At 70.1% G+C, this 26,286-nt stretch carries 20 protein-coding genes and 5 pseudogenes; 18 read left to right on the top strand and 7 right to left on the bottom strand.

Annotation, left to right across the window (positions count from 1 at the left end; genetic code table 11):
- Window positions 1-5: 5 nt before the first annotated feature.
- The 11 genes and pseudogenes from AB0924_RS26505 to AB0924_RS26455 all read left to right on the top strand — a co-directional run bounded on the left by AB0924_RS26505 (window position 6) and on the right by AB0924_RS26455 (window position 14,186).
- Window positions 6-869, top strand: a complete 864-nt coding sequence (locus AB0924_RS26505) for a phytanoyl-CoA dioxygenase family protein (protein ID WP_358938358.1) — start codon at window positions 6-8, stop codon at window positions 867-869.
- Window positions 862-1,863 carry an LLM class flavin-dependent oxidoreductase gene (locus tag AB0924_RS26500; protein WP_358938360.1) on the top strand — a complete coding sequence of 334 codons (1,002 nt, stop codon included), beginning with the start codon at window positions 862-864 and terminating at the stop codon, window positions 1,861-1,863. The genes AB0924_RS26505 and AB0924_RS26500 overlap by 8 nt, the downstream gene beginning before the upstream one ends.
- On the top strand, window positions 1,860-3,317 hold the full coding sequence (locus AB0924_RS26495; RefSeq protein ID WP_358938364.1) for a hypothetical protein: 1,458 nt from the start codon (window positions 1,860-1,862) through the stop codon (window positions 3,315-3,317). Before AB0924_RS26500 ends, AB0924_RS26495 begins: the two co-directional genes overlap by 4 nt.
- Window positions 3,314-3,757 (top strand): annotated as a pseudogene (locus AB0924_RS26490) (sugar phosphate nucleotidyltransferase); the annotation flags it as partial. The gene AB0924_RS26495 and the pseudogene AB0924_RS26490, both read left to right, overlap by 4 nt.
- A gap of 23 nt (window positions 3,758-3,780) precedes the next feature.
- Complete coding sequence (gene rfbD / locus AB0924_RS26485) at window positions 3,781-4,683, top strand: dTDP-4-dehydrorhamnose reductase (protein ID WP_366912710.1); 903 nt, start codon at window positions 3,781-3,783, stop codon at window positions 4,681-4,683.
- Entirely contained in the window at window positions 4,643-5,284 is a 642-nt protein-coding gene (locus tag AB0924_RS26480) for a dTDP-4-dehydrorhamnose 3,5-epimerase family protein (protein WP_358938369.1), read from the top strand. The genes rfbD and AB0924_RS26480 overlap by 41 nt, the downstream gene beginning before the upstream one ends.
- The gene (locus AB0924_RS26475; RefSeq protein WP_366912709.1) at window positions 5,281-6,474 is read left to right on the top strand and encodes a hypothetical protein; all 1,194 of its coding nucleotides are present in this window, start codon (window positions 5,281-5,283) and stop codon (window positions 6,472-6,474) included. Before AB0924_RS26480 ends, AB0924_RS26475 begins: the two co-directional genes overlap by 4 nt.
- Before the next feature lie 19 nt (window positions 6,475-6,493).
- On the top strand, window positions 6,494-7,720 hold the full coding sequence (locus AB0924_RS26470) for a cytochrome P450 (protein WP_366912708.1): 1,227 nt from the start codon (window positions 6,494-6,496) through the stop codon (window positions 7,718-7,720).
- Window positions 7,721-7,867: 147 nt separating this feature from the next.
- Window positions 7,868-13,147 (top strand): type I polyketide synthase, encoded by a 5,280-nt coding sequence (locus AB0924_RS26465; protein WP_366912707.1) that lies wholly within the window; start codon window positions 7,868-7,870, stop codon window positions 13,145-13,147.
- Between the two features lie 156 nt (window positions 13,148-13,303).
- Window positions 13,304-13,625, top strand: a pseudogene (locus tag AB0924_RS26460) (DUF4192 family protein); the annotation flags it as partial.
- A 225-nt stretch (window positions 13,626-13,850) separates the two neighbouring features.
- On the top strand, window positions 13,851-14,186 hold the full coding sequence (locus AB0924_RS26455; RefSeq protein WP_358938378.1) for a hypothetical protein: 336 nt from the start codon (window positions 13,851-13,853) through the stop codon (window positions 14,184-14,186).
- A gap of 119 nt (window positions 14,187-14,305) precedes the next feature.
- On the opposite strand, the pseudogene AB0924_RS26450 reads toward AB0924_RS26455, so the two are convergent.
- The 3 genes and pseudogenes from AB0924_RS26450 to AB0924_RS26440 form a co-directional block, all read right to left on the bottom strand.
- Window positions 14,306-15,126: pseudogene (locus AB0924_RS26450) on the bottom strand (helix-turn-helix transcriptional regulator); the annotation flags it as partial.
- 160 nt (window positions 15,127-15,286) lie between these two features.
- Window positions 15,287-15,466: a hypothetical protein gene (locus tag AB0924_RS26445; RefSeq protein WP_366912706.1), complete on the bottom strand. Its 180-nt coding sequence runs from the start codon at window positions 15,464-15,466 to the stop codon at window positions 15,287-15,289.
- A 416-nt stretch (window positions 15,467-15,882) separates the two neighbouring features.
- Window positions 15,883-16,335 carry a phospholipase gene (locus AB0924_RS26440; RefSeq protein WP_366912705.1) on the bottom strand — a complete coding sequence of 151 codons (453 nt, stop codon included), beginning with the start codon at window positions 16,333-16,335 and terminating at the stop codon, window positions 15,883-15,885.
- A 442-nt stretch (window positions 16,336-16,777) separates the two neighbouring features.
- Here AB0924_RS26440 and AB0924_RS26435 point away from each other — a divergent pair, with 442 nt between their 5' ends.
- The 3 genes from AB0924_RS26435 to AB0924_RS26425 all read left to right on the top strand — a co-directional run bounded on the left by AB0924_RS26435 (window position 16,778) and on the right by AB0924_RS26425 (window position 19,717).
- Window positions 16,778-18,331, top strand: coding sequence for an alpha/beta hydrolase (locus AB0924_RS26435; RefSeq protein WP_366912704.1), 1,554 nt, complete (start codon window positions 16,778-16,780; stop codon window positions 18,329-18,331).
- Between the two features lie 174 nt (window positions 18,332-18,505).
- On the top strand, window positions 18,506-18,916 hold the full coding sequence (locus AB0924_RS26430; protein ID WP_358938389.1) for a hypothetical protein: 411 nt from the start codon (window positions 18,506-18,508) through the stop codon (window positions 18,914-18,916).
- Window positions 18,917-18,934: 18 nt separating this feature from the next.
- Complete coding sequence (locus AB0924_RS26425; RefSeq protein ID WP_358938391.1) at window positions 18,935-19,717, top strand: hypothetical protein; 783 nt, start codon at window positions 18,935-18,937, stop codon at window positions 19,715-19,717.
- Window positions 19,718-20,476: 759 nt separating this feature from the next.
- On the opposite strand, the gene AB0924_RS26420 is transcribed toward AB0924_RS26425, so the two are convergent.
- Window positions 20,477-21,055 (bottom strand): GNAT family N-acetyltransferase, encoded by a 579-nt coding sequence (locus AB0924_RS26420; protein ID WP_358938393.1) that lies wholly within the window; start codon window positions 21,053-21,055, stop codon window positions 20,477-20,479.
- A 502-nt stretch (window positions 21,056-21,557) separates the two neighbouring features.
- Here AB0924_RS26420 and AB0924_RS26415 point away from each other — a divergent pair.
- Together AB0924_RS26415 and AB0924_RS26410 are read left to right on the top strand one after the other, a co-directional pair.
- On the top strand, window positions 21,558-21,782 hold the full coding sequence (locus tag AB0924_RS26415; protein ID WP_358938395.1) for a hypothetical protein: 225 nt from the start codon (window positions 21,558-21,560) through the stop codon (window positions 21,780-21,782).
- Between the two features lie 194 nt (window positions 21,783-21,976).
- A complete protein-coding gene (locus AB0924_RS26410; RefSeq protein ID WP_366912703.1) occupies window positions 21,977-22,705 on the top strand; it encodes an SDR family oxidoreductase in 729 nt (242 codons plus the stop codon).
- A gap of 159 nt (window positions 22,706-22,864) precedes the next feature.
- Here AB0924_RS26410 and AB0924_RS26405 read toward each other — a convergent pair whose 3' ends face one another.
- Both AB0924_RS26405 and AB0924_RS26400 read right to left on the bottom strand, forming a co-directional pair.
- Window positions 22,865-23,026, bottom strand: coding sequence for a hypothetical protein (locus AB0924_RS26405; RefSeq protein ID WP_366912702.1), 162 nt, complete (start codon window positions 23,024-23,026; stop codon window positions 22,865-22,867).
- Between the two features lie 39 nt (window positions 23,027-23,065).
- Window positions 23,066-24,124, bottom strand: a complete 1,059-nt coding sequence (locus AB0924_RS26400; RefSeq protein WP_366912701.1) for a zinc-dependent alcohol dehydrogenase family protein — start codon at window positions 24,122-24,124, stop codon at window positions 23,066-23,068.
- Between the two features lie 556 nt (window positions 24,125-24,680).
- On the opposite strand from AB0924_RS26400, the pseudogene AB0924_RS26395 reads away from it, so the two are divergent.
- Window positions 24,681-25,196: pseudogene (locus AB0924_RS26395) on the top strand (FAD/NAD(P)-binding oxidoreductase); the annotation flags it as partial.
- Window positions 25,197-25,227: 31 nt separating this feature from the next.
- On the opposite strand, the gene AB0924_RS26390 reads toward AB0924_RS26395, so the two are convergent.
- Entirely contained in the window at window positions 25,228-25,614 is a 387-nt protein-coding gene (locus AB0924_RS26390) for a hypothetical protein (RefSeq protein ID WP_366912700.1), read from the bottom strand.
- Window positions 25,615-25,961: 347 nt separating this feature from the next.
- Between AB0924_RS26390 and AB0924_RS26385 the strand changes: the two are divergent.
- A pseudogene (locus AB0924_RS26385) lies at window positions 25,962-26,216 on the top strand (CBS domain-containing protein); the annotation flags it as partial.
- Window positions 26,217-26,286 lie beyond the last annotated feature (70 nt).

The raw sequence follows: 26,286 nt of genomic DNA, 5'->3' as shown, positions 1-26,286 counted from the left end.
AAGCAATGCCGACGCTGGCACAGCGACAGACCGAGGGGTTCGAGAAGAACGGCTTCCTCTTTCCCGTGGAAGCCCTCACGGAGAGTGAGGCCGCCGAGCTGCGGGACACCGTGCTCCAACACCTGGCCGATTGCCGGCGCCTGGGCGGCGCGCGGGCCGCACTCGCCTTCGGGCCGAAGGTCCATCTGCTTGCGCGGTGGGCGCACCGCCTGGTGCGGCACCCGGCGCTGCTGGAGATCGCCCAGAGCATGCTCGGCCCCGACATCCTGGTGTGGGGAACCCAGATCTTCGTCAAGGAACCCGGCGGCACGACCGACCTCGCCTGGCACCAGGACGCGCTCACCTACGACCTGGACTCCGACGGCCGGCTGGCGGCCTTCCGGGTCTGGCTCGCCCTGACACCCACGTCGGTGGAGAACGGCACCCTGCGCTTCGCCGCGGGAACGCACCGCGACGGCATACGCACGCACCGCAGGACGTCCGGACTCAAGGGCATGATGCGCGGCGACGAAGCCACCTTCGACGAGTCGGAGTTCGAACGGCACGACGTGGTGCTGAGGCCGGGACAGTGCTCGCTGCACAACATGCTGGTGGTGCACGGATCCGGCCTGAACAGGACCGAGGAGACCCGGGTGGCCTTCGCCATCGACTACCTGGCGCCCTCGGTGCGCCCCAGCCGCGGCCAGGACTCGGCGCTGCTGGTCCACGGGGAGGACACCCAGGGGAACTTCGTCCTCGAACAGGCCCCGCAGGACGACCTGGGCGACGAGGCCCTGGCCCTGTGCAGCGACGCCGTCCGGGCGCGCATGGTCCGTCTCCAGGCGGCGGAGGAGGAGCGCAAGAAGTCGGGGGCCCTGACCCATGGCTGACCCGGCCGACCGGCCGCGCGAGGGGCGGGTGGGCGTCTACTACCCGCTCCAGCCGCGCGACCCCCGGCAGCTGGCACCCTTCGCCCGGCTCGCCGCCCAGCACGCGGATCGGCTCTGGGTGGGCCAGTCCCTCACCCTGGACACCCACCAGACGCTCGCCTACCTGCTCGGACAGGGCATCAGCCCGGCCCTCGGCGTGGGCCTGTCCCTCATGCCGCTGGCCCACCCCTACCAGGCGGCGGTCGCGGCGCGGTCGCTGGCGGCGCTGTCGGGCAAACCGCTCACCGCGGTCTTCGGCACCGGTACGCCGGCGTTCCAGCGGGCGATGAACGGCGTGCCCTATGACAGCCCGTTGAAGGCCGCGCGGGAGTACCTCACCACGGTCTCCCGGCTGCTCAAGGGCGCGCCCGGGGAGGAGCGGGAAGCGGACGCGACCGTCGCCACCCGGCTCGACCCCTCGCTGGCCGACGTCCCCGCGGTGGAGACGGGTCTTGGCGTGCTCCGGTCCGGGATGGCCCGGCTGGCGGCGGAGCACGCGGACGTGGCGCTCACCTGGATGACCCCGCTGTCGCACGTACGGGACACCCTGCTGCCGGTGCTCGGCGGAGGGGGACCGGGCCCCCGTGTGGTCAGCGTCGTCCACGTCGTCGTACGGCGGCCCGGCCGGGACCTGGCGCGTGCCGTCCGGCTGGCCACCGGCAACCATCTGAGCAGCCCTCATTACCAGCGGGCACTGGCCGCGGCGGGGCTGTCGCTGACCGGAAACGATCAGGACAACGCCCGGAAGCTCGTCGATCACGGTGTGGTACTTGTGGGTACTGCTGACGAAATCGCTTCAAATGTCGGCAAGTACTGGGCTGTTGGCATCGACGAGGTGGTGCTCAACCCCTGTGTGCTCGTGGCAGAGGGCCCTGCGGAAGCTCTGCGGGACCTGCTGGAGATCACCGCGGCGTGCCGGGGGGCGGCGGAGCCTCAGATGGAGGAAACACCATGAGCGACGCGAAGTTGATCACTGGGGGAGGGGCGAGCATCGGCGCGGCCGCATGGGCGCCGTGGAAGGCACTGGGCAGGGGCGAGGGTGGAACGGCGATTCCCAGCCAAGACGGCAGCGCCGTCGGCGTGGGCGTGATCCTCTTCCTGTCCGCCGTGGAACTCGTCCTGGTCGACCTGATGCTGTCCGCCCCGTGGGCCCGCGTGGTGGCGCTGGCCGCCGGGCTCGCCGCCGCCTACCTGATGACGGGCTTCGCCGTCGCGCTGAGGGCCTACCCGCACCGGGTGGGGGGCGGGGTGCTCACGGTTTCCTACGGGGCATCCTTCCACGCGCGCGTGCCGCTGAGCCTGATCGAGGAGGTGGCCGTGCGGCGCATCGTCTCCGATCAGCAGCGGACGGCCGCGATCAACGAGGGCGTGTTATCGGTCCCGGTCATGTCCACCACCAACCTGGTGCTGAAACTGCACGAGCCCGCCCGGCTCGAAGCGGGCAAGACCGTCGGAGAGGTGCGGGAGATCCGCATCCACGCGACCGACCCCGCCGCCGCCGTGACCTCGGTCCGCAACGCACTGGAGGGCAACGAGCAAGCACAGGAGCAGGAGACCGCCCGGCCGCCGGCCAAGGCTCCCGGCCAGGTGCCGACGTGGCTGCGCCGCCTGCGGTGGGCCGGACTCCTCGTGCTGCTGATCGAGATCGTGCTGGTGACGACCGGGCTGCTGGACTGGCGCATCGCCGCCGGCATCCTCGTGGTCACCGAAGGCACCCTGTCCGTGCTGGGCCTGGTCTTCGGCGTTGCGTTCATCAGCCAGTACCGCAAGCTTCGGCGGACCGGCCTCGGGCGGCGGGCCGCCCTCGGCGAGGCGTTCTACTCCCTGATGCCGCCGCCGATCGCGGAGATGGTGCGCCACGAGGTCTCCGTATGGGGAATCCTCGCCCGGGCCGTCACCTTCCGCACCCAGGCCGGGCCCGGCGACACCCCCCTGGGCCGGGTCGGCTTCGCCTGGCAGTCCGGTGCCCTGGCGCTCCTGCTCGCGGCGGGCGGGGTATCGCTGCTCACCCTGGCTGGGGTGAGCGCGCTCACCATCGCCGGGACCGTCGCCCTGCTGTACGCGGCCGCCGCGGCTGCCGCCTTCGCCGTGGCGGGCAGGGTGCGACCGCACACCCTGGGCCGGGACGACGTCGTCCTGCGGTGGGGCCTGCACCACAGCGCGCGGGTCCCCCTCACGGCCGTCAGCCGGGCCCGGGCGGCGGAGCAGTCCGACCACCGGCCGGCCGAGGACGGATTCCGCGTACCGGGCCGGGCGTCGGGCGCCCTCGAACTCCATCTCGGTGAACCGGTAGAGGTGCCCGCCCGCATGGGCGTCCTGCGGCCGGTCACCACCATCGTGGTGCCCCTCGCGGACCCCGCGGCCGCCCACGCCCTCATCGAGGCCCATCAGGTTGAGGAGGCACAGTGAAGGCCCTTGTCCTCGCAGGCGGATCCGGCACCCGCATGCGTCCCATCACGCAGATGTCCGCCAAACAACTCGTCCCCGTGGCCGGCAAACCGGTGCTGTTCTACGGGCTGGAAGCCATCGCCGCGACCGGCATCACCGACGTCGGTGTGATCGTGGGGGACACGGCTGACGCCATCACGGCCGCCATCGGCGACGGATCTCTCTTCGGTCTGCACTTCACGTACATCCACCAGGACCGTCCGCTGGGGCTGGCCCATGCGGTTGCCGTGGCCAGGGACTTCCTCGCCGACGACGACTTCGTGATGTATCTGGGCGACAATTTCCTGCTCGGCGGCATCACCGAGGTCGTCGACGACTTCCGTACGTGCGGAAACCGCGATGCGCAGATCCTGCTGAGCCGGGTGGCCGATCCGACCGCCTTCGGCGTGGCCGAACTGGACGTGCTCACGGAAGCAGTCGCCCGATGAGCCGGCTGGTGACCGGGGCGGGCGGGATGCTGGGCCGGCACCTCGTCCAACACTGCGGGGACGAGCACGTGGTCGCACTCGACCGCCGGGACCTGGACATCTTGGACGCGGACGCGGTGGACGGGGCGATCGCGCACCACCGGCCCCGGGTGGTCATCAACTGCGCAGCCTGGACGGCCGCCGACGCCGCGGAGAAGGACCCCGACCCGGCGTGGCGCGTCAATGCGACGGGCACGCGCAACCTCGCTCGGGCGTGCCGCCGGAACGGGGCGATCCTTCTGCAGCTGTCCAGCGACTACGTCTTCTCCGGCCTCTCCCGCACCCCGTACCCCGAGGACGCTCCGACGGATCCGATCAACACGTACGGGCGCACCAAGGCCGCCGCGGAGAGCGCGGTGCTGGACACGCTCCCCGGCACTGGGTACGTGGTGCGCACGGCCTGGCTGTACGGCGTCGGCGGCCGCAACTTCGTGGACACGATGATCGGCCTGGAGCGCACGCGCGAGAGCGTGCGGGTCGTCAACAATCAGACGGGCCAGCCCACCTGGGCCGACGACCTGGCCGGACTCCTCACCCGCCTCGCCGGCGCCGCCGAGGCCGGCACTGCCCCGCCGGGCGTCTACCACGGCACCAGCAGCGGGGAGGTCTCGTGGCACGGTCTCGCCCAGGAGGTCTTCCGGCTCCTGGGCGCGGACCCCTCGCGGGTGCTGCCCGTCACCAGCGGCGAATTCGGGCTCCCGGCCGCACGCCCCGGCTACAGCGCGCTGGGCCACGGCCGCTGGGACCAGGCGGGGATCCCTCCGCTGCGGCACTGGCGCAGCGCCCTGCACGCCGCTTTCCCCCTCCTTCAGGAGGCCCATGCGCAGAAAGGAAGAACGCGTGAATCCATCAGGAATTGAGGGCCTTTGGATCGAGAGGTCTTCCGTCCACCCGGACGACCGGGGCAGCCTCCACGAATGGTTCCGCGCCTCGCGTTTCCGGGAGTTGACCGGACAGGCCCCTTCCGTCGCCCAGGCGAATTGCACGGTCTCCAGGCGCGGCAGTGTCCGGGGCATCCATTTCGCCGCCCCGGGTCAGGCCAAGAGCGTCGCGTGTGTGCACGGGGCCGTGCTCGACGTGGCCGTCGACATCCGGACCGGCTCTCCCACGTACGGGCAGTGGCACGCGGTGCGGCTGGACAGCGAGAGCCCGGCGACCGTCCATCTGTCCGAGGACCTCGGCCACGCGTTCATGGCGCTCAGCGACAACGCCGTCGTCGTCTACCTGTCCTCTACCGAGTACGACCCGGGGCGGGCGCGCGCCATCAATCCGCTCGATCCGTGGCTGGGCATCGACTGGCCCCTGACGCCTGTCCTGTCCGATCAGGACCGCTTCGCCCCCACCCTCGCCGAGGCACGGGCGCAGGGGCTGCTGCCGACCGGGACACCGGGTGCCGGGACACTCACGAGCGGGTCGTTCACCACCGGGTCACTCACCACCGGGATACGGAGGCCGGCATGACCGACATGACAGACGCCCTCATCGAAGCGGCGGACCGCGGCCGGGCCGACGTGGCCGCGACGGTGGAAGCGGCCGGCCTGCCCACCGTGGCCGCGACCTTGATCAACGAGGTGCTGTTCCGCGCGCACCTCGACGAGCTCGCCGCGGCCGAGGGCGCCGGGGAGGGTTCCCTCGTCATCACGCTGACGCACGGTGGCCAGGAGACGTCCGTACTCGTCTCCGTGGGCCCCAAGGGCGTGGAGATCGGCAGGGCCGCCCGCCCTGCCGACCTTCCCCCGACGGTGATCGTCCAGGACGTGTGCGAGACGGCGCTCGCCCTGTACGGGCCGCGTAAGCGCGTGTCCTCGGCCGGCCGGGAAATCCGCTGGCCGAGTCCGCGCACGATGGTTCCCCGACTGGTGAACGGCCCGGCCGTCCCCCGTCTTTTCCATGCGGTGGTGCAGCGCGTCGTGCAGGTGCTCGACCGCGACCAGCCGGCCCGTCTGACGGAACTCGCGGTCCGGCACGGTACGGACAAATGGAGTTTCCTGCACCAGTACACGCAGCACTACCAGCGCCACTTCGGTCCCCTGCGTGACCGTCGCCTGAAAATATGCGAGATCGGCGTCGGCGGATACGGCGACACCGACGCGGGCGGCGGCTCGCTGAGCATGTGGAAGGAATTCTTTCCGCGCGGACTCGTGTACGGCGTGGACATCGCCGACAAGCGGGCACTCGACCGGCCCCGCATCACCACGATCCAGGCGGACCAGTCCGACCCCGAAGCGCTCCGCTCGATGGCCGAAAAATACGGCCCCTTCGACATCGTCATCGATGACGGCAGTCATATGAGTCCGCATGTCATCACCTCTTTCAAGACGCTCTTCCCCTGTCTCGCCGAGGACGGCATCTATGTCGTCGAGGATCTTCACGGATCGTACTGGCCGCAACTCTTCGAGGGGTCGGAAGACGATCTGAACGCTCCCGAGTTCACCGTGGGATTCCTCAAGGAAATGGTGGACGGGCTCAATCACGAAGAATTTCTCAGGAGCGAGACGCGGGTTCCCAAGCCGACCGACCGGTCGATCAAGGGAATTCACTTCTACCACAATCTCGCTTTTATCGACAAAGGTCGGAACGAGGAGGGAGGCCCGATCGCCTCTGTGCTGCGCGAGGCTCCGGAACTTCTCGGAGTCGAAGGCCTCCGGTGAATTGAAAGGAATGAGGCACGTGACGGCAGCACAGGTTTCCGCGCTGTTCTCCCGGGAATGGGAGAGTGATCCCAGGCCCACCTACCGGCAACTGCACGCCGACGGCTCCATCCACCGGATCACGCTGCCGAGCGGATCGCAGGCATGGCTCGTGACGCGGTACGAGGACGCCGTGGCGGCACTGGCGAACCCTTCGCTGATCAAGGACCCGCTCCGGTTCGGCAAGCGCTCCCGCGGCATCCTCTCCCGACTGCCCGACCGGCTTCGTACGGTGTTGTTCCGCAACATCCTGGAGATGGACCCGCCCGAGCACACCCGGGTACGAAGGCTGGTGGCGCGTCCCTTCAGCGCCGCCCGCATCGGCCGCAGGCTGGCGGACGTGGAGAGCCGTGCGGTCGCGATGGTGGACGCGCTGCCCTCGCGCGAGCCCGTGGACATCGTGAGCGCGTTCTGCTCCCCGTACCCCTTGCGCATCGTCTGCGACCTGCTCGGTGTGCCGGACAGCGAGGAGAGTCGACTGCGGGTGCAGCGCTGGGCCCGGGTGCTCAACGCCGGCCACGCCGCCGACGTCGACGCGTACGTCCAGTGCGCCCAGGAGGCTATGGATCACCTGGAGGACCTGGTCGCCCTCAAACGACGCGAGCCCGGCGACGACCTGGCCGGCGCCATGGTCGCGTCCCAGGACGAGGAGGACGGCCTGAGCCTGGAAGAGATCATCGGCACGCTCTTCATGCTGATCCTCGCGGGGCACGAGTCGACCGCCCACCTGCTGAGCATGTCGCTGCTCGAACTGGCCCGGAACCCGGAGCTGCGCCGGGACCTGGCCGACCACCCCGAGCTGCTCCCCAACGCCGCGGAGGAGCTGCTGCGTTACACCTCCCCGGTCAAGCTCGCACCCTGGCGGTACGCCGCCCACGACCTGGAGCTCGCCGGTACGGACATCCGCGAGGGCGAGGGCGTGATGGTGGGGGTGGCGGCGGCGAACATGGACCCGGACACCTTCCCCGACCCGGGGCGCCTGGACGTCCTCAGGGCGGAAGCGGCCCGGCACCTCTCCTTCGGGCGGGGGATCCACTTCTGCCTGGGCGCGCAGCTGGCGAAGATGGAGACGGTCGCGGCGCTGCGCGCCGTACTGGCCCGCTTCCCGGACTTCTCGCCCGCCGTACCGGCGGACTCCATCGAATGGCAGCGCGGCGCGATGATCAGAGGGCCACTGGCCCTTCCCTTGATCTTCGAGGGCCGGTGACGACGGGCTCCGGTACCTGACCCGCTGTCGGCCCGCTCCCGCGACCTGCCCCAAGCCCCTTCCCCAAGCTTCCCCCGGCTCCGCCATGCCGGCTGCCCACAGAGGCCGGCTTCGCCATGCCCCCATCCGAGTGAGAAACGCGAGCGCATGTCCGAGAACAGAGAACCCATAGCGATCATCGGCATGGGATGCCGGTTCGCCGGCGGGGCGAACTCGCCCGAAGAATTCTGGAAATTGCTCATCGAGGGCCGCGACGGCGTCTCGGAGATACCGGGGGACCGCTGGGCAAGGTACCTGGAAGCGGACGCCAGGAACGCGGCCGCGCTGCGCGACACCACCCGCATGGGCGCCTTCGTCGACGACATCGCCGGATTCGACGCCGGCTTCTTCGGCATCCTGCCGCGCGAGGCGGAGCAGATGGACCCGCAGCACCGGATGATGCTGGAGGTCGCCTGGGAGGCACTGGAGCACGCGGGCATCCCGCCCCACCGGCTGGCAGGCGGGGACGCGGCCGTGTACGTCGGCATCGGCACCGAGGACTACGGACGCCGTCTCATGGAGGACCTGCCGGAGGTCGAGGCATGGACCGGCATCGGCTCGGTGCACTGCGGGGCGGCGAACCGGATTTCGTACCACCTGGACCTGCGCGGCCCCAGTATGGCCGTGGACACGGCCTGCTCCGCGTCGCTGGTGGCCGTGCACCTGGGATGCCAGGCACTGGCGTCGGGCGAGACCTCGCTGGCCATCGCGGGCGGCGTGAACGCGATGCTGCACCCCGCCGTCACCAAGATCATGGATGACGCCGGTGCCTGCTCCCCGGACGGGCGCTCGAAGTCCTTCGACGCGACGGCCGACGGATACGGACGCGGCGAGGGCGCCGGGGTGCTGATCCTCAAGAGGCTGGCGGACGCGGAACGCGACGGCGACCGCGTGCTGGCTGTCGTCCGGGGCTCGGGGATCATGCAGGACGGCCGCACCAACGGCATCATGCAGCCCAGCGCCGAGGCCCAGGCGGACCTGCTGCGCCGCACCTACCGGGACGCCGGCGCCGACCCGGCCTCCGTCGGATACGTGGAGGCCCACGGGACCGGCACCAGCGTCGGTGACCCCATCGAGGCGGCGGCGCTGTCCGAGGTGTTCGGCGCGGCCAGGCCGGCCGACCGTCCGCTGCTGATCGGTTCCGTCAAGACGAACATCGGCCACCTCGAGGCGGGCGCCGGCGCCGCCGGGATCATCAAGGCCGTACTGACGCTCCAGCACGGCGAGATCCCGCCCAGCCTGAACTGCGCGGTGCCCAATCCGGCCATCCCCTGGGACACCAACGGCCTCAAGGTCGCCACCGAGCCCACCCCGTGGAAGCCCACCGCGGACGGCCCGCGGCGCGCCGGCGTGTCGGGCTACGGCTTCGGCGGCACGATCGGGCACGTCATCCTGGAAGCGCCCGACACCGCGACGGCCCACGCCCCGGCATCGGCGGCCGCCCCCGCCGAGTTCGTCGGCACATCCTCCAACGGCCCCTGGCTCTTTACCCTTTCCGCCGCCAGCCCGGCCGGCCTGGAGGCGAACGCCGGCCGTCTCGCGGACTGGCTGGAAGGGGCCGGGGAACAGGTTTCCCTTGAGTCGGTGGGACACACCCTGGCCGAGCGCCGCTCGCCGCTGTCCCACCGGGCCGCGGTGGTCGCCGCGGACCGGAGCGAACTCGTCGCCTCGCTGCGCGGCCTCGCCGCGGGGGAGGAGCGGGCGGACGTGACCACCGGCACCGCGGCCGCCGAACCCGTCCGGGCCGTCTGGGTCTTCGCCGGCCAGGGCGCGCAGTGGATCGGCATGGGCAGGGAACTGCTCGCCACCGAGCCCGCCTTCGCCGAGGTGATCGACGAACTCGGCCCCGTGTACCAGGAGGAGCTCGGCTTCACGGCCCGGTCGATCCTCGAAGGCGACACCCTGGACGGCCCCCAGGTGGTCCAGCCGGCGACGTACGCCGTCCAGATCGCGCTCGCGGCCACCTGGCGTGCGTACGGGATCGAGCCGGCGGCCGTCATCGGCCACTCGATCGGCGAGTTGGCCGCGGCCGTCACCGCGGGCGGACTCTCCCTGCTCGACGCCGCCAGGCTGGCGTGCCGCCGGGCGCTGCTGCTGCGCCCGGCAGCAGGCACCGGAACGATGGCGCTGGTCGGCCTGCCGTTCACGGAAGCCCACGAGCGGCTCGCGGGAGAGGAGCGGGTGGCCGCCGCCATCGCGTCCTCGCCGATGTCCACCGTGATCGCGGGCGAAGCCGGGGCCGTCGCACGGATCTGCGAGCGCTGGGAGGCCGAGGGCCTGGTCGTACGCAAGGTACAGGCCGACATCGCCTTCCACACCGCGGAGATGGACGCGTATGCGGCCGAACTGCCCGCGGTGCTGGCGGACCTGGACGGCGGCAAGCCTTCGCTCGGCTTCTACTCGACGTCGCTGGAGGACCCGCGTGCCGAAGCGGATCTGGGAGCCGGGTACTGGCCGGGCAACCTGCGCAACCCCGTGTACTTCGCGCAGGCCGTGACCGCCGCGGTCGAGGACGGCCACCGGCACTTCCTGGAGATCTCCAGCCATCCGATCATCTCGCACTCCATCAGCGAGACCCTCGGAGAGCTGGGAGTGGACGACGCGCGGGTGGTCAGCACCCTGCGGCGCGACACCTCCGAGCGGCGGACGCTGCTCGGCAACCTCGGCGCCCTGTACTGCGCGGGCGTTCCCGCCGTACTCGGGGCGCAGTTCGGCAGCGGGGCGGAGCCGGCCGACCTGCCCGCCACGGCCTGGCAGCACCAGACGTACTGGAAGGACTCCCGGCCCGGCGGCGGGCGCGGGGTCCTTCAGCACGACCCGCACACCCACACGCTCCTCGGCGATGTGACCCGGATCGCGGGCAGCACTCCGCTCTGGCTGTGGCAGACGTACCTGGATATGGAAAGCCGCCCCTACCCGGGCAACCACCCGGTCCACGACGTGGAGATCATCCCGGCGGCGGTGCTGATGAACACCTTCCTGGAGGCTCTCGGCCGGGCCGGAGTGGCCGGGCCGGGCCACAGGCGTCCAGCGCTGGTGGACGTGGCACTGCGTGTGCCCGTCTCGGTGTCGGTACCGCGCGACATCCAGATCTCGTACCAGGACTCGACGCTGCGGCTGGCCTCCCGGATCAGCGACGAGGACACGCAGGAGAGCGAGGAGTCCTGGCTGACGCACACCACGGCCGCCATCGACCCGTTGGGCGGGGTCCTGGAGGACCGCTTCGACGCCGATGCGGTACGGCAGTGCTGCGCGGAAGTCGTCAGCCCGGCCTACGTGCAGGAACGGGTGACCCGGATCGGTGTGGCCGGCATGGGCTTCCCCTGGGAGATCGAGGAGCTGCGCCGGGGCGGCCCCAACGAACTGTTCGCCGTGATCGACACGGGCGCCGAGGGGACCGCGACGTGGGCCTCTCTGCTCGACGGCGCGATGACGGTCACCTCCGTGCTCTTCCTCGGCGAGCCGGTCGTGCGGATGCCCTCGAACATCGCGCGCCTCGCCCTCCTCGGAGACCCGCCGCAGTGGGCCCAGGTGCACGTACGGGCCGCTGAACGGGCGGACGGCACCGACACCCTGGACGTCGTGGTGGCGGACCTGGAGGGGCAGGTCATCGCCAATGTCACCGGCATCAGGCTGACGGTGCTGACCGGCGACCCGACCGCCACCGCCTCGCCCCGCCGGCTGGTGCACGAGGTGCTGTGGCGACCGCTGGCACTGCCCGCTGCCCGCCCGCTGGACACCGTGGTGGCCGTGGGCGCCGACCCGCGGGGCCTCGCCGCCGCGTGCGCCGATGCCGGCCTCGATTTCCTCGCCGTGGGCTCCCCCGAAGAGCTGGCCGCGGTCGGCGAGCGGCTCACCGGCACCACCGCCGTCCTGGTGATCGCCCCGACCCGCTCCGACCAGCAGCAGGAGGTCGGACGGGCAGCACATTCCACTGCCTGGGCGGTGAGCCGTACCGTGCAGCAAATCCTCGCCCACGCGGTCGACCAACCGCGGGTGTGGGCGGTCACGACCGGAGTGCGCGAGAGCGCGGACCACGCTGCACTCGCCCAGTCGCCCGCCTGGGGCATCGGCCGGATCGCCGCGGCCGAACACCCCGACCTGTGGGGCGGGATCGTCGACCTGGACCCGGCGTCCCCGGAGGATTACGGGCCACTCCTGGAGGGGGTGCGGGCACGCCCCGAGGCCGATGTGCTCTCCGTCCGCGGCGGTGCGTACGAGGAGTCGCGGCTGGTGCCCGTCGCCGGCGCGCCCGAGCGCGGCTCCGTCGAATGCCGTCCCGAGGGCACCTACCTGATCACCGGAGGCCTTGGCGCGCTCGGCCTCGAAGTCGCACGCTGGCTCGCCGGCCGCGGCGCCCGCCGCCTGATCCTCGCGGGCCGCCGCCCCTTCCCGATCCGCTCGGAGTGGGATCAGCAGCACGACCCGGTGGTGCGCGGCCAGATCGAGACGCTGCGAGCGCTGGAAGGCCTGGGAGTCACCGTCGCCGTGGTGTCGCTCGACATCGCCGACGCCGAGCAGGCCCGCAAGGTCCTCAGCGCCGCGGAGCTGGGACTGCCGCCGATCCGCGGAGTGGTGCACGCCGCCGGTGTCGTGGACGCACGGACGGTCGCCGACATGGACGCCGAGTCGCTGAGCGCCGTCCTTCAGCCCAAGGTGGCCGGAGCGATGGTCCTCGACAAGCTGTTCCCGGCCGGCAGCGTCGACTTCATGGTGCTGTTCTCGTCCTGCGGCTACCTCTTCCGCTTCCCCGGCCAGGGTGCGTACGGATCGGCCAACGCGTTCCTGGACGCTCTGGCACGGCACCGCCGGGCGGCCGGGCACGACGACACGATCAGCTTCGGCTGGACCTCGTGGCGCGGCCTCGGTATGTCGGCCTCCTCGGAGTTCATCGCGGCCGAGCTGGCGGCCTTCGGCCATGCGGAGATCTCCTCCCTCGAGGCGCTGCGCTCCTGGGAGTACGCCGAGCGGTACGGCGCCGCGCACTACGCCGTGTTCCGGCTGGTCGCGACTGACGGCGGGCCGCGCCGGATCCCGCTCACCGCGGAGCTGGAGGTCGTCGCGGACGCGTCCGAGGACGCGGAGGCGCAGGGCCGGGACTGGACTCGTCTCTCGCCGCAGGAGCTCATCGATCTGCTGGTCGAGGAGGTGCGCGGAGAAGTGGCGAGGGAGATCAAGCTGACCTCCGAGGAGATCGGAGTGCAACGCCCGCTTCTTGAGACGGGCATGGACTCGGTGATGACGGTGGCGGTCCGCCGGCGGCTGGAGCGGCTGTTCCGGCTGACGCTGCCCGCGACCCTGCTGTGGAACCGGCCCACCGTGATGGCGATCGCCGAGTACCTGGCCGAGTGCCTGGCACCGCGGGAGGCGGTGGGCGACAGGGGCTGAGGAGGCGCTGCCGGCCGCATCGACCGCGGCTGTCCTCCATGCAACCCGATGGGTCGGACATTGCGCGAACGAGGAGTCCGCCCTGTGGATAACGGGGCGTCCGAGTTACCCACAGGGGTCGCGGAAATCCGGGGAGGCTGCGGGACGGTCGTGACCATGAACAAGCACCACGTAACCAGCGAACCGTCCGACGAGCAGCAGATCACCCTGCGCGGCCCCGCCGAGCTGGCCGACGCGCTCCCGTACGTCCTTGGCTTCCAGCCGACCGACTCCATCGTGCTCGTCGCACTCCACGGCGAACGCGGCCGCTTCGACGGCCGCAAGACTCGGCGTCCCGCGCTCGCCGCGGGAGTGGCCGCACGTGGCCGAGCAGCTCGCGGAATGCCTGATCGACGGCAGTGAGCGGCGCGGGGCCCGCCCCGACGGCATCGTCGTCTTCCTGTGCCAGGACCCCGAAACGGGCGGCAGCGGCCAGCGGCGCGCCGATCTGAGCCCTGAGCGCCTCTCTCGCAGCCCCGCTGCTGCTATTGCGGCAACCTCCCGTCTCCCGACCGTTTTCGAGCCGTACAGGGCGTCACAGGCGTTCAGCGTCATCATCCAGCCCCAGACTCAAGACGCACCCGTCAACGCGCTACTGAACTTGACCCGGTGATGTCGAGTGATTGCCTGAAAGGCGAGGCATGGGTCCGGTAGGTCTGTGCGGGTGAACCCCTCCATACCCTCCGACCAGACTCCCTCCGAGGACGTCGAGCCCACCTCCGTCGCGGAGACCGTGAAGAGCCCGTTCAAGAAGCACAGGAGGAACATCATTGGCGGCGGCACGGTCCTCGCCGTCGTCGCGGGCAGCGTATTTATGAGTCTGGCCAAAGGGCAGGACGACACCGAGGACACCGACGGCTCCGACTCGTCCCCCGACCCCGTAACCGAGGATCGGAAGCGCCAAACACCTTGCGAGCACCAGGTATCCGGGTACGAGAGGATGACCAAGTACGGGCCTCAGGCTGTTCGCCCCTACTCTCGGGGTGGCTCCACGGCCTGAAGCCGGCTGCGCTCCCGTCCGCCTCTCACCCCGGCGTGGGTCAACCCGTCGCTCTGTGCGTGCTTGGCCGCCCCCCCGCTGCCGGAGCGGACCAGTCGCTGTCCAGCGAACGGCCCGGGGCCGATCAGGCGTCGGGCCGGAGTGCCGTACTCGGCGGAGTCGGCGAGCCAGTCCCATGCCCGCTCGTACAGGACGATGTCCTCCTCGCCGGTCAGCCAGAGTTCCTCGCTGATCGTCTCGACGATGACGAGGCGCCGGTCGGTAGATCCAGAAGGCGTGCGGTGCGGTGCAGCGCAACTGGGCGCCGAACGGGATAATGCCGAGTTCGATGCGACGCTGCCCGACGAGGTTGTACAGGAGGTCAAGTTGCTCCGCCATGATGTCCGCCGAGCAGGGCCGGTGGTACAACGCGGCCTCGCAGACGAGGAAGCGGAAGGCCTTCTCCGGGTCGTACAGCGCTTGGCTGCCTGCGCATCCGCTTCTCGACGGCGTCCTCGGTGGTAGCCGGGATCTGACGGAAGTCGGGGTTGGTGTCGAAGACGACCCGCGCGTACTCCGGGGTCTGGAAGAGGCCGGGAATTCGCGAGACTTCGAGACCGCGGATCACCGACGTGGCCTCGCTCTGGCGTACGGCGATCTCCTGGCGACCCCGGTGTCCGCCGGCCAGCTGTCGTCGCCATGAGCGGTGGCGCTGCTTCATGTCGAGACCCGCTAGCAGCCCGTGCAGCTCGGGTTCCACCTCTGCACGGTCGAGGGCATGCGCCCACGCGGTCAGATCATCACGGCTGGGGGTCTGCTTGCCGTTCTGGAGGCGGCTCACCTTTGAGGTCTGCCATCCGAGCCGGGCGGCCAGCTCCTTGCCTTCCAGCCCGGCCTCGGCGCGCAGCTCACGCAGCCGGGCGTCGAGGGCTTCGCGGGCCGTCTGGAAGTCGGTCGTCACACGCTCGAAGTTGCCGCCCGTGTGGGTGCGCCCGTTCGGCCCGCCGCCCACCAGCGCGCCCCGCCGCCACGCCTGGGCCAGCACCGCCGCGTTCGTGGAACTGTGGCGCACCCGCCACGCCATCACCGCGGTGCCCGGACTGGGACCGCGCCCCGCCGACTCAGGCGGCGCCGTGGCCTGCGACGACCTGGACGCCCGCGTGCGCGCCCTGGCGCACGTTCTCCTTGACCTGGGCGGAGCTCACCTTGCCGCCACCGAACCCCGAGCCGTCGTTGGAGTGGAACTCGCTCCAGTCGAAGTGAGCGGAGGAACCGTCGCTGTTCTCCAGGCTGTTCAGCATGCTCTGCGTCTGCGGTCCGACGACACCGTCGGACGTCAACCGTAGGCGGACTGGAACCGCCTGAACGCGCTCTCGGTGGCCGGTCCGAAGGCGCCGTCCCAGGCGACACAGGTCTGCTGGGCGCCGGATGCCGCCCACCCGCACCTGCAGTTCCGTCACGTCGGCACCCCTCGTGCCCTGCTGGAGGGTGCGCGTCCAGCCGTACGCCGAAGCCGTGCCCGCCGTCCCCGCGCCCACGGCAAGCGCCATACCGGCCACTGCCGACCAGCCTGCCGCGCCGCGCAGGAGGGTGCGACGGCGAACGCCGTCGTCCGCGCTCCCCGCAGCGTTCAAGTCCGCCATGACACATCCCTTTCCGCGGTACCTCGGTCCTGGTGATCCCATCCGCTGCCTGCCGTCCGGCGAGGAGGTGCTTCTCAGCCGAACGCCTTGACCGCCTGGTAGTAGGTCCATGCCGTGCTGTCACAGGCGGTCTTCGTGCCGCCGGTGTAGTTGAGGCAGACGCGCTTGAGATCCTCGTGGAGGGCGCTGTCGAGGCGGGACTTGTTGGCGCTGAAGGTGCCCGCGGCCTTGTAGTTGCGGTAGCCGAAGTCATGGCGGGCGCAGGACATGGAGAAGGGGAATCCGAACGGGTTGTCCGGGGAGCTGGAGCAGTAGTCGGTGGACCAGTCGAACGCGTACGCGGACCAGGCGGCCTGGTTCGCGCGGGCGGCGGCCCAGGTGTTGTAGCTCGACGCGCTGGTCTGGGTCCAGTTCGCGAGGACCTGGGGCTTGTCCGCAGGTGCGGCGTCGGCGGCGGTCGCGGTGCCGACGACGGTGATGACGGCCAGGGCCGAGGCGGAAAGGCCGACGGAAAGTCTTCGGTGCATCGCAACACCTCCATGAGACCGCGAACCGCCCGTCGGTTCGCAGGTGCATGACAAGATGATTGAGGCACCAACAGGGCTTGCCAACCCCCCTGTGCTTACTGAGTGGTGAAATCCTGGCAGCGCTCAACGCCGCTCCTATCGCCAACCTCGCCGACCTCGCCGCCGTGGTCACCGCTCGGTGATCGCGTAAGGTCCGCACCCACCGCGAACCCCCGGTGACGGCCTCGCCGCCGCACACCCAGCAGCCCGGCGTCCAGCACACGCTGGGCCGGACCGCAGCAGGAGTCGCGTGAGCACGGGGCGGTCTGAATTTCTGGGCACTCTCGCGAGCCGAGCTGTCGGAGAGGGCTTGTACCCTGAACGCATTCGGCGATCGGACGATCACGGGTACGGGCATGCGGGAACGGGGCGCGCGTCCAAGGGCGGAAGCGCGGGGATTTGGATGAGTGACGCACATCCGATACGCAGCCGCAGACCGGGCCTCTCGGTCGGCGCGCGCATCATCGCCGTGGTCGTCCTCGCCGCGATCGGGGCCGTCGGCGCCTGGCTCCAGCACGACGCTCCCGGCCGGAGGGCGGAGCCGCGTACGGAGTTCACCGCGAACAACCCGCCCGCCGGTCTGCCCACCGCGCTCACCACCGGCCAGCACCTCCACTGGTCCCGCTGCACCTCACCGCCCGCCGCGCGCACGGGCTACGACTGCGCCACCATGAAGGCCCCCCTCGATTATCGGAAACCGGACGGCAGGACGATCGACGTCGCCCTGATCCGCCGCAAGGCCACCGGGCCGAACGCCCGGCGCATCGGCTCGCTCGTCCTCAACTTCGGCGGCCCCGGCGTGTCCGGCGTGAGCGGACTCCCCGAACGCCTCAACCAGTACGAGCCGCTCCTCGACCGCTACGACCTGGTCTCCTTCGACCCGCGCGGCGTCGGCGCGACCATCCCCGTGCGATGCGGGAAGACCGCGGACGACACCGGCTACGACGCGGCCGACGCCTGCGCCGAGCGCTCCGGGGCGCTCCTCCCGTACATCGGCACCTCGCACACCGCGCGCGACCTCGACCTGATGCGCTACCTCCTCGGCGACGAGCGGCTGCACTACTTCGGCGTCTCGTACGGAACGGCGCTCGGCGCGGTCTACGCCCACCTGTACCCTTCGCACGTCGGACGGCTCGTCCTCGAAGCGTCCGTCGATCCGACCGAGGACCTCGCCGAGGAGCAGGTGTCGCAGGTCAAGGCGGTCCAGGCGGCGTTCGACCGGTTCGCCGCGCACTGCGCGGCCCGTATCCGCCACTGCCCGACCGGCGACGGGCCCGAGGAGGCCGCGCGGCGCATGGCGCGCCTGGCCGACCGCCTGGGGAAGAAGCCCGCCCCGGCCGGAGCCGGAAGGAACCTCGACGCCGACGACCTCGCGTACGCCGTCAGCGACCATCTCGACCTCGGCACGGACGGCTGGACGCCGCTCGCCAAAGCCCTCACCGCGCTGATCGACCACAACGACGGCCGTCCGCTGAGCAAGGGCGCTGACGACATCGGCTCCGCCGACCGCGCGGCGACCCCGCGCGACGACAGCCGCGCCGCCCTGACCGCGATCACCTGCGCGGACTCCAGCCTGCGCCCCGGCTTCGAACGCCTCGACCGGGACGAGGCCCGCATCAAAGCTGCCTCACCTGTCTTCGGCGCAGCCTGGTCCACCGGCGTCTACCTCTGCTACGACTGGCCGTTCGACGGCGAGCGCGCCACGCTCCAGGTGAACGCCGATGGCGCGGCCCCCGTTTTGGTGGTCGGCGGTACCGGCGACCCGACCACCCCCTACCCCGGCGCCCGCCACATGGCCCGCGCCCTGGGCGACGGCGTCGGCGTCCTCCTGACGGCCCAGGAGGAGGGCCACGGCACATACCCGCAGAACCGCTGCGTCAAGGAGACGGTCGACCACTACCTCCGCACGGGCCGCACCCCGGCTCCGGGGACGGTGTGCCGGGGCAGCATGTCCTGAGGCCCGTACGGATCCGCCGGGCGGCTTCGAGCACCTCCTCGCGATCGCTTCAGAGCCGGATCCGTTCATGCTCACCAAGGGCAGACAGTTGGCAGAGACCGTTCTCACGGTGGCGACAGATCCTGCGGATGCTGCGGCGACAGCACCTGATCCTGCGAGAAGGCTGGCGTCGCTGTGCGGAGTGGACGCGGCCACCTGGTCCTGGCCGACGTCGACCTGTCGGGCTGCCCGTTCGCCCGCACCGTGCACCTGGACCAACTGCGCGTGGAAGGCGCCTTCACGTTCGACACAACCCCGTCCCCCGCGCGCTGGCGACGCTGGCTGCCCGTACGGTTCACAGAGCGCCGCGTCCTCGCCGAAGAACACCACTGGCGCGCCGGCCTGCCGAGCGCCGTACGGGGCTGGAACCCGGCACTCCTCGGCGCGGGACGAACCGGCCCGCTGCAGCCGGCGCCGGTGTACTGGGTCCTGCGCAAAGCCGTCGAGGACGGAAGGCGTGAACCCGGGGCTGGCGCGTTGCACCCTGGCTTTGCCGTCGGCGATGCCTCTGGTCAAGGTGGCGTGCCCCGGGCGTTACTCGGGTGAAGGTGAGTATGGGTACTCATGTGGGCAGTGATCGGCTTCCTGCATGTTGCGTGTATGCGATCGACATCCCTCTCGAAGCCTGTTCTGGTGGCCGCGCTCGGCTGCATGGTCCTCTCCGGCTGCGGCACTCAGAACGCCGCCGAACACACCCCCGCAGGCAGCGCGGTCTCGGCGACAACCCTGCTGGATGCTCCGCAAAGCGATCCGGAGACGCGGTTCCTTGAGCTGATCAACCGCGTCACGCTGCACTGCGTCCCGGACGCTCCCAACGACAAGGCTGATGATGTCGCGCCCAAGCCGGAGGACCTGCCCGGTTGGGAGGGAGCGCCTGCACCGAGATACGGGCCGGGCGAGACTCCGCCAGGTGTCGCGAACGCCGACGGCGACATACCTGTTCGACTTCCTTCGGGTGCTCCCGAGCCGCCGGAGTCGACCCCTTCTCCCGCCAAGCCCAAGTCGCTCATGGACGTGCCGCTGACCGATATCGAGAAGTGCAGCGGCAGCGAGCACGCAAAGCGCGTCAGCGAGGCGTTCAAGAACACGAAGACGACCAGCTACCAGACGATGCACAAGAAGCTGACGAGCCTGGGCTACCCGGCGTCGCGGATTCACCAGATGCCGAACCGTGCGGGCGCGCCAGTGGCAAGGCTCGACCTGCGCTTCATGAGCGACCACTTGGCTTTGGAGGTCACCGGCGCCAGAAGCGGGGTGACAGTCGAAGCGTTCGGGGCTTCGGAGATGGACAACGTGAAGGTGACCGACGTTAAACGGAAGCCGAAGCCGGACGAGCCCAGGTCCTGACCGGATCACACGGGACGTGCGCAAGAAAGGGGGAGGCCTTCGACGTCCTTCCTTAAGGGTGAACGACCGTGGCCAGGGGCAAGCGACGGCCGCACTCGCCCCGGCAAGGAAAGCGCAGCGCTGTCGAAACTCGGGTTCCGGCTCACGTGTCGAGCGACCAGCGGAGCGAATTGATCGACCTGCTCGGGGCGATGGCCGAAGCCGAGTCCGGCCCGCGCGGCGAGAGTTCCTGGAAGGGTTCCCAGAAGGCTTCGGGGTCCCTGATGATGCGGTCCGGCCTCTGCTTGACGAGTAGAGCCGGACGCGCTTGCGGAGCAGATGGGAGCCCGGCCCGGCCGAACGACCCTTGCGCGTTCTCACCGAAGGCTGGTGGGTGGTCTTCTTTCGCATCGGCGGTTCAGCGGGCTGATCAGAGCCAGGCCCGTACCGTGAGTGTGGCGGTCAGCGCTCGCAGTACGAGCACGTCGCCGGTCGCCGTCAGCGTTACCAAGCGGTGTTTCCGGCGGCGGGCTGTTCACCACGAGGGGTGATCACGAGAGATGTACGCCCAGCGCAACGGACAGCGCGCGGAGTTCTACGTCCGCGTCGGCCCGAGCACGGTGCCCGCACGCCACCATGAGGTCGCCTCCGGATTCCGGCAGACACCCACATCGTTGAGAGGCCGGCATGTAAGTCATTGTCCGGTTCGCTGATGTGTGTGGCTGAGGCGCAGTGATCATTTGTTTGGCGTCAGCCGATACCGGGTGCCGAGGACGAAACTCAGTGGGCGGGAACCGGCTCGGACGACGGCTGCCACTCCCGCCTGATCAGCCCGTAGACCCACGAGTCGGAGACCTCGCCGTTGACGACGCAGTCTTCCCGCAACGTCCCTTCACGCACGAAGCCGAGCTTCTCCAGCACACGGGCAGAAGCCACGTTGCGAGTATCGGTCTCCGCTTGGACGCGATTTAGGTCCAGCGTGTCGAATGCCCACCGCAGCAGAGCGCGCGCGGCCTCGGTCGCGTAGCCGTGGCCCCACGCTGCATCGTCGAAACAGTAGCCGAGCGACGCGCTGCGGTAGTCCGGATTCCACCTGTTCAGGCTGCACCAGCCGATGAACGCCCCGTCGGAGACACGGTCCACGGCCAGCCGCGCCCCGGTGCCCTCCTGTGCCATCTGTCGGCAAGCCGTGATGAACTTCTCGGCGCGCACGCTTTCGCTCCACGGGGGCGAGTCCCAGTAGCGCAGCACGTAGGCGCTGCTGTGCAGTGCGAAGAGGTCGTTCGCATCCGCGTCTTCGAAGGCACGCAGTCGAAGGCGAGCGGTGTGCAACGACGGGGCGGGCAGCGATGTCCTCATGTTCCCTCCCCTGATCGGTGGCCGATCAATCAGACATCCGATGCGGGTCACTCGCAACGGGTTTTCTCAGCGGGCTGGCAGAACGACGTGTCCGCTCATCGGCGCGACCGAGCGGCCCAGAGGACGGCATCTGAGGTGATGCCCGGTTTGGGCTTTCGGTTGGGCTGAGAAGGGCTGCTTGCGGCCCGCCGGAGGGGCTGCGGCCGTGACAGGGTGCGTAACACCTGCTCGGTCCCAGCCAGGCTCCCTCACTATGGCCCGTCAGCTTTGCGGCCGGCGGCACGGGCAGTGGCGGACGGAGCAGCTCCAGCAGCGTCTTGCAAGTGACCCGGTTCTCCTCGGCGGCGGTGTCGAACGCGTCCAGCCATGTGGGCAGCCCCACGACCCTCTCCCGAGCCCTTCCGCCTGCCCGGTGATCTCCCGCTCCTCCAGCTGCGCCGGCAGTGCCCCCGACGTCAGCTCCAATGGCTTCACGGAGCTGAGGGCGACCGGGATGAATGGCATGTACTTGACTGATCAGGCCCTGCATCAGACCGCCCCACTGGCAATCGGCGGCGCCGGCGGCCTCGGCGAGGGTGTCGCCGACACCATGAGACTCGTCGCCCGCGACGTTCGGAGCGCAGTCATCGCGGGCACCGGCCACTGGGTGGCCGAGGAGGCGCCCCAGGAAGTGCTCGCGGCGCTGACCACGTTCTCGGCCCCGTCCCGCGAGCGCCGGTCCGCCTGAGGTGAGCAGCGCTGCGGTGCCCTCGGTATCCCGCGCGAGCACCGGCGGGCCGCAGCGGCGAACCGGGACTGTCGCTCGGTCGATCAGCGAACCTGGCGACCAGTGAACTCGGTGGGTCAGCGAGCCGTTTCATGCCCCGACCGCATAGCGTTGCATATGCCGTGTTACGCAGTATTCCCGCAGAGAGGAACGTCATGAAGATCGCAGTCATCGGCGGTACCGGTCTGATCGGTTCGCAGGTCGTAAGGAACCTGAACGCCGCCGGACACGAGGCCGTACCCCACTCGAAGTCGACCGGAGTCGACATCATCGGCGGACAGGGTCTGGACGAGGCGGTGGCGGGAGCCGACGCCGTTGTCAACCTGACCAACTCCCCGACCTTCGACGAAGCCTCGCTCGCCTTTTTCCAGACCTCGATGGACAACCTCTTGGCCGCGGCTCAGAAGGGCGGCGTCGGCCACTTCGTCATCCTCTCGATCGTCGGCGCGGACCAGGTGCCGGAGCTCGACTACTACCGCGCCAAGGTGCTCCAGGAGAAGATCCTCATGGCGGGGCCGATCCCCTACTCGATCGTGCGGGCCACGCAGTTCATGGACTTCATGGACGCAGTCCTGTCCTGGACCGCCGACGCCGACACCGTCCGGCTGCCGGCCACGCCCATCCAGCCCATCGCTTCCAAGGACGTAGCCGACGCGGTGGCGGAGGTCGCCGTCGGTGCGCCGCTGAACGGCATCCGCAACATCGCAGGACCCGAGGCCTTCCCCCTGGACGAGCTGGGCCGGATGACCATGTCCCACAAGGGCGACACCCGTACCGTCGTCACCGACCCCACCGCCGGCATGTTCGCCGTCGTCAAGGGCGACGTCCTCACCGACAAGAACGCGCGCCTCGCCCCCACCCGCTACGCCGACTGGCTCTCCTGACATCCCCGCCTCGTGTCCGTGGAGCAGTTGAGCGAGGTAGACGATCGTGTATCCGCAGACGGTCACGTGCTGCTGCGCGCCGAAAGGCTGCGCGCTGCTCGACGAGACCGTCACCGTCATCAGGCGCGAGCGGCCCTTCCAGGTTGAGCCGACGTCTTCTCACCGTTCGACCGGTTGCGACAGAGCGTGCTTGACCTGCCTGGTCCGCTCGCCGGCAAGGACTTCAACCCGGTCGTTCGCCAGAGCGTCCATGGTCTGTTCCGCGACATCCTCCACGCTGATCTTCGGTGAGTTCGTAAAGGAGCTGAGATCCGTCTCCACGAAACCGGCGTGGACGCCGATCCTCGGCAGGGCGGCTTCCTACCCGTTGTCCTCGTTCCGGCCGTCTTCGAAGACGAACAGCGGCTTGGTGCCGTGCGCGGGTGCCTCGGCGAGCGCGACGGCCTCGGGGAAGCGTTCGAGCGGGAACGGCTGGCCCCTGGGGATGCTCAGGACCCCGTCGGCGACGAGACCGCGCACCTGGGACAGCGCACGCAGCACGTCCTCGGGCGAGGCGGCGCCGAACCAGCGGTTCAGCCAGAAGCCCCGGACCGTCTTGGTCTCGTAGATGAGTGAGCGTGCCTGGAGCGGAATCGTCAGTGCCGAGGGGTCGCTCTGCCGGTGGGTTGAGAGCGCGCCGTAGACCACGACCTCCCCGCCCGGAGCCAGTGCCTGGGACACCTGGGCGCCCACCGCGCCAGCGACACAGTCGACGGCCTTTCGCACGCCGGTCGGCCCCGCCGTCTCGGCGACGCGCTGCAGCAGGTCCTCGTCCTCAGTGCAGATGACCTCGTCCCCACCGAGCGCCCTGATCTCCTCGACGGCGGCGCGTCGCCGCACCACGTTGATCGTGCGGACACCCAGATGCCTGCACAGCTGGATGACGAGCCGGCCGACGGTGGAGCCTGCGGCCGTCTGCAGCAGCCATTCGCCCGGCTGTACGTCGAGTTCGCGCGTCACGAGGAGCAGGGCGGTCAACGGGTTGACGGCCAGCTGGCAGGCGCTGGAGTCGCTGAGGTCGTCCGAGACCGGGAGGAGCCGTTGCGTGTCGGCGACGAGGTACTCCTGCCACGTGCCGGCCACCGGGGGCCCGGGTATCGCCGGGACCGCGGCGACCACTACGCGCTCGCCGACCGTCGGTGCTGCGGTGTCCGGGCCCAGGGCCGCGACACGGCCCACGCACTCCATGGCACCCCCGACAGCCGGGAACGCGGCGGAGAAGCCGTAGCGGCCGCGCAGCACGTGCAGATCACTGGCGTGAATCGGAGTCGCCTTCACCCGGATCAGCGCCTGACCAGCTTGCGGCGTCGGAACAGGCCGGGATTCCGGGCGCAGGACATCAGTGGGCTCGCCAGCCTTCACGGCCACGAGCGCGCGCATGGATCGATGCATAAGCGGCCCCTCGTCTCTCAGCCCTCGAGAAGTCCGACGCGATGCCGTGGCTGGCATCCTCATGACCCGGACTGTCTCCGGCGTCGCTTTCCAAAGGCCTTGATTCGCTTACTCAGGATGACCGGGTCGGCACTGAGGCTCGTGGTCATGATCACGAGACGCAGCGCTCCCCGCTGAGTGCAGATGAGTCCCCTGTCTTCTCACGCTACGCCCGGATCCGGAAGGATTCCCGGCAGTGGATCGTCCACTCTGTTCTGCATGCCCGCCGCGCCAATCCAGGGCCGCGCAGAGAGCCCCGGCTCGATCGGGGTGCGTTTCGTCGTACGGCGGGTTCGCAGGAACTCCCGTAGAAGGGCCTCAGGGCCCCGAACCGCTCGCCTTGCGAGCCACTTGGGCATGGCGTGACACGGCGATGAGGGGCTGCTGCTCTCTCCCCGCTTCGACGAGGGGCTGCGTGACGGGGTCGAAGCGGCCGCGGCTGCCGATCCGGTCCAGGCCATCCTCGTCGACCATTCCGACAAGCCGACGAAGGGGATGTAGTCCCATGTCGGCGGACACCGACGTCGCAGCCCTGCGCAGAGACGGTCGGATCGTGGTCGTGGGCGCATCCCTGGCGGGCCTGCGCGCCGCGGAGACCCTGCGCGAGAAAGGCTTCAACGACTCCCTGACCATGATCGGTGACGAACCGTACGAGCCCTACGACCGGCCCCCGCTGTCCCAGCAGGTGCTGCTGGGGCGGGCGCGAGCCGAGGACACAGAGCTACCACGGCGGCGCGACGTCGACGCCGAATGGCGTCTGGGCGTGCCCGCCGAGGGCCTGGACCGGGACGCCAAGCATGTACGTCTGGCGAACGGGGACACCGTCGGCTACGACCGCACGCTGATCGCCACCGGGACCAGACCGCGACCCTGGTCCCACTCCGAACAGGCGGAGCTGCAAGGGGTATTCGTCCCGCGGCCCCGCGACGACTCCGCACGCCTGAACCGGAGACTGGCCGCCGGCCCGTCCCGAGTGCTGGTGATCGGCGCCGGTTTCACAGGCTGTGAAGTCGCCTCTGCTTGGGGGTAGACGGCCCGGGCCTCCGGGTCGATCACCGGCGGTGCGTGCGTCGCAGCAGGCTACGGACAAGCCTGCGCGTCGAACGCAATGAGGGCCGGGTCATGCCGGACGGGGTGGTGTCGTCCTGGGCTAGTGGGATTGCAGGCATAGGGTGGCTGCGTCCGGCGAACTCCATCAGGCAGACGGCGGGATACGCAGGGGCCTCGCCGAAACGGAGAGTGATGCGGAAGGACTGCGGCGGATCGCCGGGCAGCTCGGCAGTGAGTGCGGTCGTGGGTTCGCGGTGCCCTGTACGAGCGTGGAGGTAGTCGACCACCTTGCCGTCCACGAGCAGCTCGGTCTCGCGTGCGCCATGGCGTGTTTGCACCGTGACGGAGTGACCTTCCACATCCAGGTGGAAGCGATGGGCGTGGGTCACGACACACCTCCCGGGATCTTGAAGGCGACGCGTATTCCCAGCGTATGCGGCGCTTGACGGCAGCGCAGTGGGCGGCGTCCGAACGTCGGCACTCCCTTCAGCTGCCGTCAACGGAAGGAAAGGAAGTCGGTCAGGGCGCGTGTGCCAGAGCCTGCGGATCCGCTTAGGGCTTCCGCGGTGCGGCGGACGCCGTCTGGTCGGGGCCGTCGCCACGGCTGAGGTGCACACCGATCGCTGACGTCGCCAGGCCCAGTACGGCGGCTGTGCACCAGGCGATCCGGAAGTCATGAAGGGAGGTGGCGCCGACGTGGGAGCCGACCACCGCGACTAGGACGGCGACGCCGACCGTGGCCGCGCTCGCGGAAGACGGCGACCCCGGCGAGAAGACCGTGGCTTCTGCCTGCAGCGACGATCTTGTCACCATCACGCCGGACGAGGACCTCGACCGGGCGGTCGTGCTCATGCGTGAGCATTCCCTCCGCCGTCTTCCGGTCGTCGAGGAGGGCGACGCCGTGGGCCTCGTCTCCATCGGCGACCTGGCGATCGAACGCGATGAACGCTCGGCAATGTGCGACATCAGCGCCGCCGGGCCCAATCAGTAGGACAGCCCATACCGCGTGAGGAACGCCGCGCGGATGTCGGCGACGTTCCTCACGCGTGCAGTCAGAGCCC

Source organism: Streptomyces sp. NPDC047869 (assembly GCF_040704065.1).
In the GTDB taxonomy this organism is placed as follows: domain Bacteria; phylum Actinomycetota; class Actinomycetes; order Streptomycetales; family Streptomycetaceae; genus Streptomyces.
The sequence above is the reverse complement of the archived record's forward strand: the minus strand, read 5'-3'. Positions and strand labels throughout refer to the sequence as shown.